Genomic DNA, 16,328 nt, shown 5'->3' with positions numbered 1-16,328 from the left:
CCATGGATGATATCACGGCCGGAACAGTCCGTAGATATCCGGATGGACGGCAATCGGGGGCATATCGATCTTCCGCCGGTTGACAGGCCGGCGCGTGACGCTGCCTGCCGGTCGTTTTGCCGGGGAGACAAGGCGTGGTGAGGGTAGGGAAGCAGCTTGATCATGCCGGTCTCTCCGCTTCGCAGGCGCGGGAGCGGCTGGCCGAGGATGGTCCCAACGAGCTGCCCCGCCCGAACCGGAGGACGCCGCTGCGGATCGCGGCGGAAGTGCTGCGCGAACCCATGTTCGCCATGCTGCTGGCAGCCGGGATCATCTATCTGCTGCTTGGTGACAGGACGGAAGCGTCGGTCCTGCTCGGCTTTGCGGGTCTGTCCATCCTTATCACCATCGTCCAGGAAGCGCGGACGGAGCGCACGCTGGAGGCGCTTCGCGACCTGTCGGCACCGCGCGCGCTGGTCATCCGCGATAACGAAACCGTGCGCGTCCCCGGCCCTGAGGTCGTGCATGGCGATATGCTGGTGCTGGAAGCGGGTGATCGCGTCGCGGCCGATGCGCTGGTGATCGAGGCGCAGGAGATGGAGGCGGACGAATCGCTGCTGACCGGGGAGGCGGTTCCGGTTCGCAAGCGTACCGCCCGAACCGGCGAACCGGATCGGGCCGAACCGGGCGGCGACGATACGCCTTATCTTTTTTCGGGCGCCGTCATCACGCATGGGCGCGGCATTGCGCGGGTGAGCGCCACTGGCCTGCGCAGCCGCATCGGTCAGGTCGGACGGTTTCTGGAGACGTTGGAAACGGAAGTCCCGCATCTTCAGAAGGAAACCGCGCGGATTGTCGGCCTTTGCGCCATCGGCGGCGTGACTGTCGCGCTGCTGGTGGTCCTTCTCTATGGCGGGTTGCGCGGCGACTGGATGGCTGCGCTGCTTGCCGGGGTCGCAACAGCCATGTCCTTGCTGCCCGAAGAATTCCCCGTGGTCCTCACCATCTTCCTCGCCATGGGCGCGTGGCGCATCGCGCAGGTGGGCGTGCTCACGCGCCGCGCGTCCGCCGTCGAGGCTCTGGGCGCCGCGACGGCGCTATGCACTGACAAGACCGGGACGCTGACGCAGAACCGCATGACAGTCACGGAACTGTGGCTCCCGTCAGGGGAAACGGTGCCGCTGGGCGACGGATTGGTCTTGCCCGAATTCCATGCCCTGATCGAAACTGCGGCGCTGGCCAGCGCCCCGGTGCCGGTCGATCCCATGGAGGTTGCCTTCCACGGTGCCGCGAGGGATGCCCGCGTTCCGGCGCGGGAAGGATGGCAACTGGTCCACACCAATGGGCTTCGGCCCGACCTGCTGGCTATGTCCAATCTGTGGCGGACAGGCGCGGAAGGAACGCTGGCCGTAGCCGCCAAGGGCGCGCCGGAAGCCATAGCCCGACTTTGCCGGCTGGATGCCGCAGCGCATCAGGCGCTTGATCAGGCCGTCCGCGCCATGGCGGCCCGGGGCATTCGCGTGCTGGGGGTGGCCAGCGCGACGATCGCGCCGGAGGATCGGGACAAGGGGCATGAAGCGCATGACTTTTCGCTGCTCGGGCTGGTCGGCCTGTCCGATCCGCTGCGGGCGGGGGTTCCCGAAGCGATAGCGCAATGCGCCGCCGCTGGTGTCCGGGTGGTGATGATCACCGGCGACTATCCCGCCACGGCCCAGGCGATCGCGGCGCAGGCGGGAATCGCTTCGGACGGAGCCATGACCGGCGATCAGATCAGCGCGCTATCGGATACCGAACTGGCCGAGCAGGCGAAGGAAATGACCATTTTCGCCCGCATCATGCCCGAACAGAAGCTGCGCATCGTCTCCGCGCTCAAGGCGGCGGGAGAGGTCGTCGCGATGACCGGCGACGGGGTGAACGATGCGCCTGCGCTCAAGGCGGCGCATATCGGCATCGCCATGGGCAAGCGCGGCACGGATGTGGCGCGCGAGGCAGCAGCCATCGTCCTGGTGGAGGATGATTTCGGCGCCATCGTCGTCGCCATCCGCCTTGGCCGCCGCATCTACGACAATATCCGCAAGGCCATCGGCTTCATCTTCGCCGTGCATGTCCCGATTGCGGGGCTTGCCCTTTCCCCGCTGCTGCTGGGCCTGCCGCTGGTGCTGGGTCCGATCCAGATCGCCCTGCTCGAAATGATCATCGATCCTGTCTGCGCGCTCGTCTTCGAAGCCGAGCGCGCAGAACAACACATCATGCGACGACCTCCGCGCAATCCCGCCAAACGCCTCTTTTCCATGGACCTCATCGTCCCAAGCGTTCTTTACGGCGGCATCGCCTTCGCGCTGCTGCTGGGGCTTCACATCGCCATGACATATTGGGGCTTTGCACCCGATCGAGTGAGGACCGTCCTGTTCTTCGGGTTGGTTGCTTCCATCATGGCGCTGGTGCTGGTGAACCGATCCTTCAGCACGTCGCTGACCCGTGCGCTCTGGCGTAACAATGCGTCGCTGCGCTACATGGCGGCTGCCGTGCTGGCAGCGTGCGGATTGATCCTAACCCTGGAGCCGCTGCGCCGCCTGCTCCACTTCTCCCAGCCAGATCCAGCAGATTTGCTGTTCCTGATCTTGCTGCCTGTCCTGCTGCTCTTGCTGTGCGAAGGCATGAAAGGCTGGCAGAAAAATATCAGCCCCTGATCCTTCGCTCTCCCTCATTCTGCGGGCGCGAAACATCTCGCCATGGCTTCGTCATCCGACGACGGCTTGCCGCATGGGTCGAGGTCATGGAGGAATGCGATGATGTCCGTCACTTCCTGGGCTGACAGGACAAAACGGGGCATATTCCGGTGACCGACCTCCAGCCCCTTGAGCAATGCCGGCCGCAAAGCATCGACAGGATATTGTCGATAAAGATTCCGGAAGGGCGGCGCGAGCGGGTCGGGGCTGTTGCCGGCCTCGCCAATGGCATGGCAACTCGCGCAACGCCGCTCGGCCAGTTCACGCCCTCGGGATACATCTCCAGCATTCCCGGCCGCGGCCATGGTTGCGGCACTCATCAGCGCGAGGCTGATTGCGATGGCGACCTTCCACATGGCTCTTTACCCCGATGACAGGAGGTCTGAATAAATCCGAAGCCCGCCGCTGTCCAATCCCGTCAAGCCTCGAGCGCCACGGGCTTGCCGATCCTGCGCGGGGCGGAGATGCTTCCGCCCTCGAAACTGCGGCCGTGGGCGTTCACAGCGGCTGCCGGTTGAGCCGGAGCGCATTGGCGACCACGCTGACGGAGGACAGCGCCATCGCCGCGGCAGCGATCATCGGGGACAGCAGGATGCCGAAGATCGGGTAGAGCAGGCCGGCCGCGACCGGTATCCCCGCCGCATTGTAGATGAAGGCGAACACCAGATTCTGGCGGATGTTGGACATGGTCGCCTGCGACAGGCGCCGCGCCCGGACGATGCCATTGAGGTCGCCCTTGAGCAGGGTGACGGCCGCGCTTTCTATCGCCACATCGGTGCCTGAACCCATGGCGATGCCCACATCGGCGGCGGCCAGCGCCGGCGCATCGTTGACGCCGTCCCCGGCCATCGCCACGATCCGGCCTTCCTTCTTGAACTTCGCGACGACCGCACTCTTCTGGTCGGGCAGGACTTCGGCCTCGACCTCTTCGATCCCCAGTTTCGCCGCGACCGCCTCGGCCGTCGTCCGGTTGTCGCCCGTCAGCATCACGACCCGGATGCCTTCCTGCCGCAGGGCCGCAAGCGCCTGCGGCGTCGTTTCCTTGACCGGATCGGCGATTGCGAAGGCGCCCGCGACTTTGCCGTCGACGCCGATGAAGATAGCCGTAGCGCCCGTGCGGCGAAGGTCATCCGCCTGCTCGCTCAGTTCGGAGGGGTCGACGCCCTGATCCTTGAGAAACACCGCATTCCCCAACACGATCCGCTTGCCCTCGACAGTACCAAGCGCGCCTCGTCCGGTGGGCGAGTCGAAGTCGGCGACCTCAGGCAGATCGAGCCCCCGCGCCCCGGCGGCCTCGACGATGGCGAGGGCCAGCGGATGTTCCGATGCGCGCTCCACCGCCGCCGCCAGCCGCAGGACTTCCCCATCATCGAAGCCGGTTACGGGCACGATCCCGGTCACGGCGGGACGCCCTTCGGTGAGGGTGCCGGTCTTGTCGACGACCAGCGTGTCGACCTTCTCCATATGCTCCAGCGCTTCGGCATTCTTGATCAGCACGCCGAGCCCCGCGCCGCGCCCGACGCCGACCATGATCGACATCGGCGTGGCGAGACCCAGCGCGCAGGGGCAGGCGATGATCAGCACCGCGACGGCTGCGACCAGGCCATAGGCGAAGCGCGGCTCCGGCCCCCAGATGCCCCAGCCGATGAAGGCGAGCATGGCGATGCCGATCACGACCGGCACGAACCAGCCGGAGACCTGGTCGGCCATGCGCTGGATCGGCGCGCGCGACCGCTGGGCCTCGGCCACCATCTGGACGATGCGCGCCAGCATCGTATCGCGCCCGACCTTCTCGGCGACGATGACGAGAGCGCCGGTCTGGTTGAGCGTGCCGCCGATCACCTTGTCGCCCGCCGCCTTGGTGACCGGCATGGATTCTCCCGTCACCATCGACTCGTCGAGCGAGGAACGGCCGTCGGCGACGACGGCATCGACCGGCACCTTCTCGCCGGGGCGGACGCGCAATCGGTCTCCAACCGACACCAGATCCAGGCCGATCTCTTCTTCGGTGCCGTCCGGCCCGATCCGGCGCGCGGTCTTGGGCGCAAGGTTGAGCAGCGCCTTGATCGCGCCCGAAGTGCGCTCGCGCGCGCGAAGCTCCAGCACCTGCCCCAGCAGGACCAGCACCGTGATCACCGCCGCCGCCTCGAAATAGATGGCGACGCTGCCGTCCGCTCCCCGGAAGGCGGGCGGGAAGACGCCTGGCGCAAGCGCCGCGACCATGCTGTAGGCCCAGGCGACTCCGGTGCCCATCGCGATCAGCGTGAACATGTTGAGGTTGCGGCTCTTGAGCGATGTCCAGCCGCGCTCGAAGAAGGGCCAGCCCGCCCACAGCACCACGGGCGTCGCCAGCACCAGTTGAATCCAGGTCGAGACCTTCATCGGCACCAGATGGTGGAGAGCAGGGAAGACATGCCCGCCCATCTCCAGCAGGAGCACCGGCAGGGCCAGCGCAAGTCCGATCCAGAAACGGCGGGCCATGTCGCGCAGTTCGGGACTCGGCCCGCTTTCGGCGGTGACCGTGGCGGGCTCCAGCGCCATGCCGCAGATCGGACAGGCGCCCGGATGATCCTGACGGACCTCCGGATGCATCGGACAGGTCCAGATCGTCCCCGGCGGAACATCGGCCTGCGGGGCAGGGGGACCGAGATAGCGTTCGGGGTCGGACACGAACTTGGACCGGCAGCCTGCGCTGCAGAAATGATAGGTCATCCCGGCATGATCCGCATGATGCGGCGTCTTCGCGGGATCGACCGACATCCCGCAGACCGGATCCCTGGCCTGAGACCCGCCGGAAACATCCGCCTGATCATGATGATGGTGATGTTCATGCGTCATCGAGCAGCTCCTGCGGGGGCATGGATTTCCATCGTTTTATTTGCGGTTATGAATCCCTCCCGCCGCCAGTTCAGCCCCTGAATGGACAGGGCGTCGCCCTCCATAGCGTCGCTGTTGCCGCCGAAGTCGGCCTCCAATTTTCCTTAACCATATCTGCGTATGATTCGCCGAAAAGGTCGAGGGCGAAATGAGCGTAGAAGCAAAATTTTCAACCGATGATGCACAGGAACTGCAGCTACCACAAAGCCCGAAGCGACAATGGTTCCGTCTGCCGCGCAGGATGCTGGTCGGCGGCGTTCTGTTGGTGATGGCCTTCGCCGTGCTGGTGCGCAGCTTTGTCTTCACAGCCGGTTACAATACCACATTGGTGGCGGATATAGGTGTCGTCAGGGCTCCGATCTCCGGCGAAGTCGACCGGCTTGGCGCGAATGTCGGGGACCGCGTGACGCGGAACCAGCTGCTGGGCAGCTTTGCCGCTCCGGTCGGCCTGTCGGCGGCTGTCCGCGCCGGATCGGAAGATGTGGATCAGATCCGCACGAAACTGGTCAGCATCGACGGCCGAATGGCCGCTCTTGCGGCGGACGCCGCCCGCATCCGCAGTGAATCGGGCATCTATCGATCTGAAAAGCTGGTGCAGATGGATGCCGTCGCGGACGAAAGCTCCGCCCAACTGTCCGCCGCGCAGGCGCGGCTGGCCTTTGCGCAGAAGCAGTTGGAACGCGCCCGGTCTCTTGCCGAGCGGGGCTTTATCAGCGCGGCCGGACTTCAAAGGGCAGAACAGGATCAGCGCGCCGCCCTGGCAGAGCAGAATGCGGCGTTGGCGCGCCGACGCACAAACCTGATCGAGGCGCGCGCCGCGGGTCGAGGCCTGTTCCTCAACAACGGCTACAGCAACGTCCAATATTCGACCCAGCGCCTGAGCGATCTCAACCTTGCCATGAGCGAACTGCGGGGCGAGAGGGAGAATCTCGCCGCAGCGCTCGCCAACGCGCAAAAGCTGAGCGACGGCGGCAAGGCCGGCGCCATGCGGCGGTTGCAGCTTCCGTTGCAGGCGAGCGTCAACGGACGGGTGTGGGCGAAGGTCGCTGCCCCCGGGGAATCGCTGCGTGAAGGCGATCCGATCTACATGCTCGCGGACTGTTCGTCCTTCTTCGCCTATTTCACCGTTGGCCGCAGCGCCTACAGCAAGCTCAACATCGGCGCGCCCGTGACGTTCGTCGCATTTTCGAACGGCGATCGCTGGCCAGGCACCATCGTCAACATGGGGGTGGGCGATCCTTCCCAGCTCCGCGTCACCAGCCACATTCCCAATCCTGCCGCGGGCGAATATCTGATCGGCGCGCGGATCATGCTGGATGCGCAAGGCCGGAAGCAGTGCCCGGTCGGCACGGCGGGCCGGGTGGTGCTGTAACGCGGCCATGAACATCGTCGAGATCCCCTCCTATTTCTGGGGCCTCGCCACCCTGGGCCTTTGCCTGCTGGTGTTTCCGCAACTCGACCCAGCCAACCGCCTGCATCGGCTGATCGTCAGCGCCGCCGCGATCGGATCGATCCTGATCTACATGATATGGCGCCTGCTCGCCACGCTCGATCTGGATAGGCCGGTTTCCGCGCTGCTTTCCGCCGGCTTCTTCATGCTGGAGGTCTGCTCCACGCTGGGCGGGGTGCTGGTCCTGGTCGTGCTGACGCGAAGGCGCGACCGCCTGAAGGACGTCAGCAGCAACATACGCTGGCTGCACGCCAACAGGCCCAGCGCGGCGATCTTCATCTGCACCTATAATGAAGATATAGGCATTCTCGACCGCACGATCACCGGCGCGCTCAACCAGAATTATCCGGCGAAGGTCTACCTGCTGGACGATGGCCGCCGGCCGGAGGTGGAGGCGCTGTGCCGCCGCCGCCAGGTGGAATGGCTGACGCGCCCGGACAATGTTCATGCCAAGGCCGGCAATATGAATGCGGGCATGACGACCCTGGCGGCGCGCGGCGAGATGCCGGATTTCGTCGCCATATTGGATGCGGATTTCGTCGCGCTGCCCAATTTCATGTCCCATTGCCTGGCGCTGTTCCAGGATCCCGCCGTGGGGGTGGTGCAGACGCCGCAGCACTTCTTCAACCCCGATCCATTGCAGCACAGGATCAAGGGGCATCTGGACCTGCCCGACGAGCAGCGATTCTTCTTCGACACTTTGCTGCCCGCCAAGGACGGATGGGGCACGGCTTTTTCCTGTGGGACATCGTCGGTCGTCCGCACCGGCGCGCTTGCCCGGATTGGCGGCTTCCCTACCGACAGCATTACCGAAGACATGCTGCTGTCGATCCGCATGAAGGAGCATGGCTTCGTGACCGCCTATCTGAACGAAAAGCTCAGCCTTGGCCTCGCGCCGGAGGGAATCGGCGAATATTGCACCCAGCGCATCCGCTGGTGCATCGGCGCGATGCAGATCATGCGCAGCGCCGACGGCCTGTTTTCGCGCAAGGGGCTGAACTGGATCGACAGGATGAGCCTGATGGAAACCCTGCTCTACTGGATGGGCAGCTTTCCCTTTCGCCTCGCCTGTCTGCTGGTGCCGATCCTCTATTGGTTGACGGGCCTTACCGTCATGGATGCGCCGATCGGCGAGCTTGCGACTTTCCTGCTGCCCAGGATCCTGGTGGAAGCCTTCGCCATCAGCTGGTATTCCAACGGCCGCATCCTGCCGCTGTTGACGGACACGTCCCAGTTGCTGGTCGCGCCAGAGATTGTGGCGGCATCCTGCCACACCCTGCTGTTCCCTGGGGAACGTCCGTTCAAGGTGACCAACAAGGGCGGCGACCGTTCCCGGACGGTGATCCACTGGAAATTGCTTTCGCGCTTTGCGGTCGTCCTGCTGCTGACGGCGGGCGGGATGCTGTTCAGCTATGGCTCGCCGCTGGCGCCCACCTTCTTCTCCGAACAGAAAGACGTCGTGGCGTTCTGGAGCATATACAACGTCCTTGTCTGCATCATCGCGATCATCGTCTGCATCGAAAAACCCCGAAGGGCGGAAGAACGCGCCCCCATCAGCGGAACGGCGCTTTTCAACGCAGGGGACAGCGCCACTCCGGTCCGGCTGCTCGACATTTCCTCCAGCGGCGTGGCCTTTGCCAATGAAGGCGGTTGGCGCATAGGCGACAGGGGCACGATTTCCATCAGGGAATTGGGGGAGGTTCCGGCGATCATCGCGCGGATCACGGATCGCGTCGTCGGGGCAAAGATCCTCCTTTCGCCCCAGCAGCAGGTTGCGCTTACACATTTCCAGTTTGCCGGCGATCGCATGCGCACGCCCGACGTGTCCACGCTGGGCAGCGTCCTGGCGCTGATCAGGGGGCTGGCGCTGAACTGATCGGATGCGGCGACTGATCGGATGCGGCGACAATCGGCGCCAGCATGGCCACCGATATTATTGCCCCATCTCCCGTCGCGCCATGCGTCATGCCGGCGCCGGTCCGGAACTGTCCCGCTGCACCAGCCTGAAGCTGAAGTGCGGCGTGTCGGCCGCGCCCCCCGCCAGCGCGTCGATCACGGCGCTGCCCATCGCCTCCAGCGGCTGGCTGACGGTGGTGAGGGGCGGCCAGGCCGTAAGGCCGGCGGGCGTGTCGTCGAAGCCGACCACCGACAGATCCTCCGGCACGCGCAGCTTCAGCCGGTGCGCCACCGTCAGCGCGCCGAGCGCCATGTCGTCATTGGTCGCGAAGATCGCGGTGGGGCGCTGGCCCTGGGTCAGCAAATGCTCGCCGGCCTTTATGCCCGACTCGAAATCGAAGGCCCCTTCGACGAACAGCCCCTCCTCCAGGAGCAGGCTCGCCGCGATCATGCCGTCGCGAAAGCCCTCGACGCGCTGCATCGCCGCCTTGTGGCTGGCGGGCGGGGTGATCACGCCGATGCGGCGATGGCCAAGACCGATCAGATGATCCGCGACCATCCGCCCCGCCGCCCGTTCCGGCGTCGGGATGTTGAAGCTCTCCGCCATCACCGATCCGGCGATGCGGGCGCAGGGCAGCTTCAGTTCGGACAGGCGCTGGAGCAATTGCGCGTCGTCGGACAGCGGCGGCACCAGGAAGACCCCGTCGGGCCGCAGCGCCGCGACCAGGCGGTCGAGAATGGCGAAGCGTTCCTCCCCCGCCAGCGGCATCGGCTCCACCACCAGGTGATAGCCCAGATCCCGGCATCGGTTCGCCGCGCCCGACTGGATGCCGCCATTATAGGAAGGCGCGGGGTTGTTGTAGAGGAAGGCGATCATGAAGGACCGGCCCCCAGCCAGCCGCCGCGCCGACTGGTTGGGCCGGTATCCAAGCTGGCGGATCGCCGCCGTCACCCGTTCGCGCAGCTCCTCGCTGACATTGGGCGCCTTGTTGACCACGCGGGACACGGTCTTGATCGATACGCGGGCCAGGGCCGCGACGTCGTGGATGCTGGGCATCAGCGATGCCGGTCGGAAGGAGGAGCGGTCATAAGCCGGTCTTGCCATGGAAGGCGAAGCGAGGAAACAACGTTTACCCGGACAATCGACAGGCAAAGCCATCATGGTTGTGCCGGAACCGCAACCATGGCGCTCCGATCGGCAGATCGATGCCCATCGTCGTGAAAAATCTTCTTGATCGGCCATCGGCGCTGGGCTAGAGCGACAAGACAACGTTGTCATACTCTCCAAGCAGGACAACGGCTGTCATCCCGGGCGGCGGTCGGATGAACTGCACGCTTCAGGTCGTTGCCCGGGATGCGCTTTTTTCAGGATCGACGCAGCGTCAGCAGCACTTTCAGGCCGGGGGCGTTGTCCTCCAGCGCCACTCCGCCATGATGCAGCCGCGCCACCGCCTCCACCAGCGACAGGCCCAGCCCAGATCCCGGCCTGCCCCGCGCCGGGTCGAGCCGACCGAAGCGCCTCAGGGCGGCAGCACGGCTCTCCGCCGGGATGCCTGGGCCATTGTCGGCCACGGCGATCAGCAGGTCGCCATTCTCGATCGCCGCGCTCAATTCGATGCGGTCGCCGCCCTCCGCATAATAGAGCGCGTTTTCGACCAGATTGGCGAGCGACTGGCTCACCAGTTCGCGATGGAGCGGAAAGACCAGCGCGTCAGGCGCGGAAACGGCCAGCGCAAGGCCGCTATCCTCCACCAGCGGACCGTAGATTTCCTCCACGTCGCGCAGCAGTTCCGCGACCTGGGTATCGCGCCGTCGGTCGCCGCCGAAGCCTGCCTCGGTCCGGCTGATGAGCAGCGCGGTGGTCAGCATGGAACGCAGCGTCTGCGCTTCATGATGCACCTTTTCCAGCGCATCCAGCGCGGTGTCGTCCCGCGTCTGGGCGCTGGCCTGCTCGACCACGGAAATGAGGCGCGTCACCGGGGATTTGAGGTCGTGGGCAAGGCCGTCGGTCATCATGCGAAGCTGCGTCACCAGCGCATCGATCCGTTCCAGCATGGCGTTGATCGACTGGCCGAGCCGGTCGAAGGCGTCGCCGCTGCCGTCGGTCGGCACCCGCCGGTCGAGCGCGCCGACGGCGACGTCATTGGCGGTCGCCGCGATGTCCGACACCTGCCGCGCCAATATGCGGCCCAGCATGATCGCGATGCCCAGCGCCAGCACCAGGCTCATGACGAAGGCGACGGTCAGCGCCTCCTCATAGATGCGGGTGAGTTGCAGGCTGTTGGAAACCACCATGCCGGTCAGCAATTGCCCGCCGTCCCCCAGCTTCACGGGAATGACGCCCATCGGCTCCGGCGCGTCGCGGCCCGTGCGGTAGAGCGACATGATCTGCCAGCGCCCGTCGGCGGGCAGCCCGGCTGGCCAGGCGCCCAGATTGCCGCTGATCGGCCGTCCGGCCGCGTCGGTCAGCAGCAACACGGCGCGTTCCCCCTCTATGGCGCGGAATCGTCGGGCGATCTCGGCGCGCAGGGCGGCCGACCCGCCGCTGCGGTGAAGCGCGAGCAGGTCGTCGCGGGCATCCTCCACCGCCTGCCGGTCGGCGGCGACGACGGTGCGCTGGCTGGCCTGCTGCACGAACAACAGCACGCCGCCCGTCACCAGGAACTGGCAGAGGAAGGCGAGGCCGACGAAGCGCCCGATGGTCGAACGGGCAAAACCGAACCAGCGGCGGGAGGGAGGGGGCTTAGCGATTGCTAAAGGGCCTTTTTTGGGTGGTTTGCCTTCATCCCTTTCGTCACCCCGGGCTTGACCCGGGGTCCCGCTGCCTTTTCCAGGCGGGCACCTCGAAAGAAAGCGGGACCCCGGATCAAGTCCGGGGTGACGGTGGAGCCCTCCCGCACGCCGCTAACTCTCCGGCCCCAGCCGATAGCCCATGCCGCGCACGGTATGCAGCAGGGGCTTGTCGCCGCCATCGTCCAGCTTGCGACGCAGGCGGCTGACATGCACGTCGATGACGTTGGTGCCGGGATCGAAATGATAGTCCCAGACGCCTTCCAGCAACATGGTTCGCGTCACCACCTGGTCTGGATGGCGCAGGAAATATTCCAGCAGGCGGAACTCGCGCGGTTGCAGGTCGACGGAGCGCGATCCCCGCTTCACCCGGCGGGAAAGCAGGTCCATCTCCAGGTCCGCGTGCCGCAAATGGGTGACGACCCCGCCGCCGCCGCCCCGGCGCAGCAGCAACTGGACGCGGGCCATCAGCTCGGCGAAGGCGAAGGGCTTGGCCAGATAATCGTCCGCGCCGCTGGTCAGCCCCTCCACACGGTCCTCCGGCGTGCCCAGCGCGGAAAGGATGATGACCGGCGTTTCGATCTCCGCCGCGCGCAGGGCCTTCAGCATCGCCATGCCGTCCATCGCCGGCATCATTCGGTCCAGGATGATCGCGCCATAGCTGCCGTCGCTCGCCAGGAACAGGCCGTCGCGGCCATTGTCCGCCCGGTCGACGGTGAAGCCCGCCTCGCCCATGCCCTTGGCGACATAGGCGGCGGTCGCCGCATCGTCCTCCACCACCAAGATCTTGTGGCTCATCTCTTTCCTCCCGGCCGGTCCAGCATCACCACCCGCATCCGGTGCGCATGCTTCAGGCCCAGCGCTATCCTGGATCGGTCATGGCGTAGCAGATAGGCGCTGGCCTGATCCAGCGAGCGGATCGGCATGCCGTCCAGGCTGACCACGCCGTCGCCGACGCGGATGCCCAGCCGCGACGCCTGGCCGTCCGTCTCCATGCTGGTGACGACCAGCCCAGATCCGTCCGGCACGCCGTTGCTGAGGGTGATGCCGGGCAAGGCGCGGGCCTGCGCGGCGGCCGCCTCCATCCGGTCGTCGCCGGCATGGCGGACGTGCAGGAAGAAGGCGCCGCTCATGACCAGCGCGCAGAGCGCCAGCGCCGCCAGAAGGACGCCCGATGCCGCGTTGCTCAGCCTCTGCCTGTCCATGCGCCTGCTTTCATGGGCGGAAGGATGATCCATGGGAGCCGCCATGTCATGTTACGCTTTGTTCATGCCGCGGTTCATGCCGCGGCCGGGCCTTCATGGACGGCGACCCGCCCCGTCCGCTCCAGCTTGCCCCAGCCCACGACCCAGCCGCCGATGGCCGACGCGATGGCCCGCACCACCACCCAATACATGATCTGGCGATAGACGAAGCGCTGGGCCACCAGCAGATGCGGCGGATAGCGCGCATCCCGATTGTCGAGCGCATAGGCGACCCAGCCGCACAGCATGTCGATGCCGGTGAAGGCCAGCCAGTACAGCCCCATGGTCCAGACGTCGCCGCTGGTCTGCGCCCAGCCATGCTGCTTCACCCGGACGATGGTGCCCAGGATGGACGCGATCAGCGCCAGGTCGATCAGGGGAGATATGGCGGCGAACATTATCTGGAACAGCCACGCCTGCGGCAGTCCCACCAGCGCCAGCCCGGTGGGCCGCCGGTCGCGCAATATGCGGCGATGCTTCCACAGGCATTGCAGCGTGCCGAACGCCCAGCGATAGCGCTGCCGGGCGAGCGCCCGGAAGCTTTCCGGCGCCTCGGTCCAGGCGACGGCTTCGGGATCGAAGGTGACGCGCCAGCCTGCCTGCTGGATCGCGATGGTCAGATCCTGATCCTCCGCCAGCGTATTTTCAGGATAGCCGCCCACCGCGTCCAGCGCCGCCCGCCGCCACGCGCCGACCGCGCCGGGCACCACGGTCATGGCGTCGAACCCGGCCAGCGCCCGGCGCTCCAGATTCTGCGCGGTGATATATTCCACCGCCTGCCAGCGGGTGACGAGGTTGACGCGATTGCCCACCCGCGCATCGCCCGCGACCGCGCCCAGCGCCGGATCGGCGAACCAGCGGGCGAGCCGGGCGATCGTCTGCGGCTCGAACTGGGTGTCGGCGTCCAGCGCGATGACGATCTCTCCGGTCGCTTGCGCCAGCGCCCGGTTCAGCGCCGCCGCCTTGCCGCCGTTCGGGAGCGTCAGCAGCGTCACGCGGGGATCGTCGGCGAAGGCCTGCGCCACGATGGCGCTGGTGGCGTCCCTTGACCCGTCGTCCGCGACGATCAGTTGCAGCCCCGGATATTGGCTGGCCAGCACCCGGCGAACCGAGGATTCGATGACCCGCGCTTCATTATAGGCGGGGATGATGACGGAGACGGTCGGCTGATGGTCCGGCGGCGCGGGGCGGCCGCGCCGCGCCTGGAACCAGGCGAGGAAGGTCATCAGCACCGCCCGCGCCAGCCCTAGCGAGATGGCGACGTAGAAAATCCACCCCAGCAGCGCGGACAGCGTCGCCAGCGCCACGAAGGCGGCGACGTCGACCCGCACCGCCAGCAGGTCGCCGGCCCCGACCGGCGGCATGGCCGCCTTCGCCGGAATCCCGGCAAGCTGCGACACCGGCACGAAGCGATAGCCCTCCGCCCGCAACTGCGCAATGATGCGGGGCAGCGCGGCCACCGTCTGCGACCGCTCGCCCCCGCCGTCATGCAGAAGGACGATATTTGCGGAGCGGTCGGCGCTGGCCGCATGCACCTGGTCGATCACCTGCCGCACTATGGCGTCGGCGCCGGGGCGCTGCCAGTCATTGGGATCGACATGCAGGCCGACCACCGTATAGCCCAGCTTCTGCGCCGCCAGCGCGGGGCCTAACTCGTCCGCCGTGGTCGGTTCCGCATCGCCGAAATAGGGGGCGCGGAACAGCCGCATGCCGCGCCCGGTATAGGCCTGCACCAGCCGCTGCGTGGCGTTGAGCTGCAACCGGGTCGGCTCCTCCGACCAGGTGGCGAGGTTCGGATGGTCGTAGGTGTGGTTGCCGATCTCGTCCCCGTCCGCGACGATCCGTTGCAGCAGCCCCGGATGCTCCAGCGCGTTTTCGCCGATGACGAAGAAAGTGGCGGGCGTGCGCGTGCTCTCCAGCACCTTCAATATCTTCGGCGTCCATTCCGCATCCGGCCCGTCGTCGAAGGTCAGGGCCAGCATCCTGCGGTCCTGCCCGCCTGCGCGCTCCACCTGATAAGGCGTTGGCAGAGCGCCATAGCTTTCCTGTTCGATGGTCCCCTGCGGCCCGAAGGCGATGGCGCGATGGCCCTGCGCGGGCGTGGCGGTGATGCGCAGGATTTCGCCCGAACCCTCGACATCGGTGTTGAGCGTGCTCGCCATCGTGCCCAGCTTCGGCCGGCCGCCGGTGCGCCACGCGGTCAGGTCTGCCCAGAAGCCGGGGTCTTCGCTGCCCAGCCGCCACAGCGCGACGCTCCGGATGCCGAGCCGCTTCAGCACCAGCAACTCGTTCCAGCTCGCGGCGGCGTCCAGCATCCAGATCTGGTGGCGCTGCCCCGCCTCGTCATAGGCGAAGCCCGCATTGCCGCTCGCCGCGTCGTAGAGCGGGCGGGCGGCGCTGTCATGCGCGGCGAGCCAGGCCTCGTCCAGCGACAGGGCGTCGGCGGTCCCGCCATGCCAGTCATAGGCATAGCTGCCGAGCGCGACGACGATCCTGTCAGCGCCGATGGCGCGCAGCGCTGCCTCCGCCTGCCGGGCGAACCAGCCCTGCGCGGCGATGGGGCCGGGCTGGCCGCCCTGCCAATGCTGGTCGTAATCCATCAGGATCACCCGGTCCGCCACGGCGGCAAAGCGGGCCAGCGGCCAGCCTTGCTCCCCCGCGGGCACCGTCAGCGCGATCTTCGCGCCCTGCGGCAGGGCGACGCGCAACATGCGCAGGAAGCGCAGATAGCCGGGCATGGCGCTGTCGGGCAGCGATTCGAAGTCCATGACCAGCCCCGCCTCATGGCGGCGGGCGACATAGCCGCCCAGCTGACGGGCCAGCGCCCGCGACGCGACGGCATTGCGCAGCAGCCGCGCCGCGCCCGCGCCGTCCCAGCTTTCGCTGCCGATATTCTGCACCATGGGCAGCACCCTGGGCGGGCGGGGCATGGCGGCGATCATGCGGTCGAACGCCGCGTCGGCCGCGACATGGATCGGCTTGCCGGCGCCGGGCACGCTGATCAGCGCCGGCACCACCCAGTCCAACTGCCCGACATGGCGGCGCAGGGAGGCGATGCTGCTTTCATCGCCCGGCATGTAGAAGCCGACGTTCAGCGGCCGGGCCTGCGCGCGATGCCCGCCCCAACGCGGCAGCCATCTGGCGATGCCCCGGCGCAGCGAGGATATGCCCGACAGCCGGGCGGCATGCGGCTGGGGCAGCGGCAGGGCAAGGTCGCCCTCCGATGGGACGGCGACCAGGGTGGTGGCGAAGGCGAAGGCGGCCAGCAGGATCAGCAGCAACGCGCCCGCCAGCAGCCGCCGCGCCCAAAGCCCCCTGCGGCCGGTAGGATCGAAGAAGATCGGTCTGATCATGGTTCGCGCT

11 protein-coding genes are annotated in these 16,328 nt (G+C 66.9%); 4 read left to right on the top strand and 7 right to left on the bottom strand.

All coding sequences use genetic code 11. The features are described from left to right. Window positions 1-137: 137 nt before the first annotated feature. Window positions 138-2,669 (top strand): cation-translocating P-type ATPase, encoded by a 2,532-nt coding sequence (locus tag SIDU_RS10395; RefSeq protein ID WP_007688605.1) that lies wholly within the window; start codon window positions 138-140, stop codon window positions 2,667-2,669. A gap of 14 nt (window positions 2,670-2,683) precedes the next feature. On the opposite strand, the gene SIDU_RS10390 is transcribed toward SIDU_RS10395, so the two are convergent. Further along, on the bottom strand, window positions 2,684-3,064 hold the full coding sequence (locus tag SIDU_RS10390) for a c-type cytochrome (RefSeq protein ID WP_007688607.1): 381 nt from the start codon (window positions 3,062-3,064) through the stop codon (window positions 2,684-2,686). 142 nt (window positions 3,065-3,206) lie between these two features. After that, on the bottom strand, window positions 3,207-5,546 hold the full coding sequence (locus SIDU_RS10385; protein WP_007688609.1) for a heavy metal translocating P-type ATPase: 2,340 nt from the start codon (window positions 5,544-5,546) through the stop codon (window positions 3,207-3,209). Window positions 5,547-5,733: 187 nt separating this feature from the next. Between SIDU_RS10385 and SIDU_RS10380 the strand changes: the two genes are divergently transcribed. Together SIDU_RS10380 and SIDU_RS10375 are read left to right on the top strand one after the other, a co-directional pair. Next, a complete protein-coding gene (locus SIDU_RS10380; protein WP_233431812.1) occupies window positions 5,734-6,957 on the top strand; it encodes an HlyD family efflux transporter periplasmic adaptor subunit in 1,224 nt (407 codons plus the stop codon). Window positions 6,958-6,964: 7 nt separating this feature from the next. After that, window positions 6,965-8,911 carry a glycosyltransferase gene (locus SIDU_RS10375; RefSeq protein WP_007688614.1) on the top strand — a complete coding sequence of 649 codons (1,947 nt, stop codon included), beginning with the start codon at window positions 6,965-6,967 and terminating at the stop codon, window positions 8,909-8,911. Between the two features lie 87 nt (window positions 8,912-8,998). Here the strand turns inward: SIDU_RS10375 and SIDU_RS10370 are convergent, their stop codons facing one another. Next, window positions 8,999-9,988, bottom strand: coding sequence for a LacI family DNA-binding transcriptional regulator (locus SIDU_RS10370; RefSeq protein WP_007688616.1), 990 nt, complete (start codon window positions 9,986-9,988; stop codon window positions 8,999-9,001). Window positions 9,989-10,034: 46 nt separating this feature from the next. Between SIDU_RS10370 and SIDU_RS20230 the strand changes: the two genes are divergently transcribed. Further along, on the top strand, window positions 10,035-10,166 hold the full coding sequence (locus SIDU_RS20230) for a hypothetical protein (protein ID WP_257787138.1): 132 nt from the start codon (window positions 10,035-10,037) through the stop codon (window positions 10,164-10,166). Window positions 10,167-10,296: 130 nt separating this feature from the next. Here SIDU_RS20230 and SIDU_RS10365 read toward each other — a convergent pair whose 3' ends face one another. The 4 genes from SIDU_RS10365 to SIDU_RS10350 form a co-directional block, all read right to left on the bottom strand. Continuing rightward, window positions 10,297-11,589, bottom strand: a complete 1,293-nt coding sequence (locus tag SIDU_RS10365) for a sensor histidine kinase (RefSeq protein ID WP_007688618.1) — start codon at window positions 11,587-11,589, stop codon at window positions 10,297-10,299. 246 nt (window positions 11,590-11,835) lie between these two features. Further along, window positions 11,836-12,519, bottom strand: a complete 684-nt coding sequence (locus tag SIDU_RS10360; protein WP_007688619.1) for a winged helix-turn-helix domain-containing protein — start codon at window positions 12,517-12,519, stop codon at window positions 11,836-11,838. Beyond that, window positions 12,516-12,959 carry a PDZ domain-containing protein gene (locus SIDU_RS10355; RefSeq protein WP_007688620.1) on the bottom strand — a complete coding sequence of 148 codons (444 nt, stop codon included), beginning with the start codon at window positions 12,957-12,959 and terminating at the stop codon, window positions 12,516-12,518. The genes SIDU_RS10360 and SIDU_RS10355 overlap by 4 nt, the downstream gene beginning before the upstream one ends. 41 nt (window positions 12,960-13,000) lie before the next feature. After that, on the bottom strand, window positions 13,001-16,318 hold the full coding sequence (locus tag SIDU_RS10350; protein WP_007688622.1) for a glycosyltransferase: 3,318 nt from the start codon (window positions 16,316-16,318) through the stop codon (window positions 13,001-13,003). Window positions 16,319-16,328: the final 10 nt, after the last annotated feature.

The sequence above is a fragment of the Sphingobium indicum B90A genome (assembly GCF_000264945.2).
In the GTDB taxonomy this organism is placed as follows: Bacteria; Pseudomonadota; Alphaproteobacteria; order Sphingomonadales; family Sphingomonadaceae; genus Sphingobium; species Sphingobium indicum.
Note: the sequence above shows the minus strand (reverse complement) of the source record. Positions and strands in the feature narration are given on the sequence as shown.

Bases quoted from the DNA above. Each gene is read 5' to 3' on its own strand.
- SIDU_RS10390 (WP_007688607.1), bottom strand. From the start codon at position 3,064: ATGTGGAAGGTCGCCATCGCAATCAGCCTCGCGCTGATGAGTGCCGCA.
- SIDU_RS10370 (WP_007688616.1), bottom strand. From the start codon at position 9,988: ATGCCCAGCATCCACGACGTCGCGGCCCTGGCCCGCGTATCGATCAAG.
- SIDU_RS10375 (WP_007688614.1), top strand. From the start codon at position 6,965: ATGAACATCGTCGAGATCCCCTCCTATTTCTGGGGCCTCGCCACCCTG.
- SIDU_RS10380 (WP_233431812.1), top strand. From the start codon at position 5,734: ATGAGCGTAGAAGCAAAATTTTCAACCGATGATGCACAGGAACTGCAG.
- SIDU_RS10385 (WP_007688609.1), bottom strand. From the start codon at position 5,546: ATGACGCATGAACATCACCATCATCATGATCAGGCGGATGTTTCCGGC.
- SIDU_RS10360 (WP_007688619.1), bottom strand. From the start codon at position 12,519: ATGAGCCACAAGATCTTGGTGGTGGAGGACGATGCGGCGACCGCCGCC.
- SIDU_RS20230 (WP_257787138.1), top strand. From the start codon at position 10,035: ATGGAAGGCGAAGCGAGGAAACAACGTTTACCCGGACAATCGACAGGC.
- SIDU_RS10355 (WP_007688620.1), bottom strand. From the start codon at position 12,959: ATGGATCATCCTTCCGCCCATGAAAGCAGGCGCATGGACAGGCAGAGG.
- SIDU_RS10350 (WP_007688622.1), bottom strand. From the start codon at position 16,318: ATGATCAGACCGATCTTCTTCGATCCTACCGGCCGCAGGGGGCTTTGG.